This window comes from Anaerostipes faecis, from assembly GCF_910574135.1.
In the GTDB taxonomy this organism is placed as follows: Bacteria; Bacillota; Clostridia; order Lachnospirales; family Lachnospiraceae; genus Anaerostipes; species Anaerostipes hominis.
Genome location: NZ_CAJSYK010000054.1, coordinates 1 through 1,382 on the forward strand (window position 1 = coordinate 1; position 1,382 = coordinate 1,382).

Genomic DNA, 1,382 nt, shown 5'->3' on the forward strand with positions numbered 1-1,382 from the left:
AGGTGGGACCGATAACTGGGGTGAAGTCGTAACAAGGTAGCCGTATCGGAAGGTGCGGCTGGATCACCTCCTTTCTAAGGAAGAAGAAGTAGGGGTTGTCTTATTGTTCAGTTGTCAAGGAGAACTGTGCAGTTCGGAAAAGAACAACAGAATACTTCCGGTGGCGATGCGTTTTGGGGGCACACCCGTACCCATCCCGAACACGATGGTTAAGACCAAAACGGCCGATGATACTTGGTTGGAGACGACCTGGGAAAGCAGGTGGCTGCCGGATCTTATTTAAAAAGCCTGATGAGGGATTTGATATAAGAAAATTTCTTATATGAAATGGCTTATCAAGCCAAAATAGAAAGTGCAGAAGCTGCAGACAAGATGTGTGCGGTATCTCATGCACGGATGTACCTTGAAAACTTCATACAGAACACAAAAAGTTATTTTTTATAAGAAATGACAAGACATCAAACAAAACGAATTACCCGTTGTCATCACGCTAGATGACAATGAGGATGATAGAACAACTATCGTCCGTTCTATGGTTAAAGTAGAAAGAGCGTAGGGTGGATGCCTTGGCACTAAGAGCCGATGAAAGACGTGATAAGCTGCGATAAGCTGCGGGGAGGAGCAAATATCCTTTGATCCGCAGATCTCTGAATGGGGAAACCCGGCGGAGTATCCCTCCGTCAGCGTATGGTGAATCCATAGCCATACGTGGGGAACCCGGGGAACTGAAACATCTAAGTACCCGGAGGAAGAGAAAGAAACCTCGATTTCCAAAGTAGCGGCGAGCGAAATGGAAAGAGCCCAAACCAGAATGCGTGCATTCTGGGGTTCGGACTGCGACATGGGATTATGTATGACAGGAGAACGGCCTGGGAAGGCCGGCCAGAGAGGGTGAAAGCCCCGTATCCGAAGTCAGAAGTACCCTAGCAGGATCCAGAGTACCACGAGACACGAGAAACCTTGTGGGAATGAGCGGGGACCACCCCGTAAGGCTAAATACTCCTTAGTGACCGATAGCGCATAGTACTGTGAAGGAAAGGTGAAAAGGACCCCGGGAGGGGAGTGAAAGAGAACCTGAAACCCTATGTTTACAAGCTGTGGAACCCCTTTAGATGGGGAACTGCGTACTTTTTGTAGAACGGTCCGGCGAGTTGCCCGTACTGGCAAGGTTAAGGACTTAAGGTCTGGAGCCGAAGTGAAAGCAAGCGTTAAGAGCGCGATAGATGATCACACTTTGTGTGGTCATAACAGTCAGTGAGGGCAGACCCGAAACTGGGTGACCTATCCATGTCCAGGTTGAAGCTTCCGTAAGAGGAAGTGGAGGACCGAACCCACATCCGTTGAAAAGGGTGGGGATGAGGTGTGGATAGCGGAGAAATTCC

Annotated in this window: 3 rRNA genes; all 3 read left to right on the forward strand. The window is 49.1% G+C overall.

The window, feature by feature from the left end:
- Positions 1 to 74, forward strand: a 16S ribosomal RNA gene (locus tag QGT46_RS16755); the annotation flags it as partial.
- An 82-nt stretch (positions 75 to 156) separates the two neighbouring features.
- Positions 157 to 274, forward strand: a 5S ribosomal RNA gene (rrf, locus tag QGT46_RS16760).
- 260 nt (positions 275 to 534) lie between these two features.
- Positions 535 to 1,382 (forward strand): 23S ribosomal RNA (locus tag QGT46_RS16765); the annotation flags it as partial.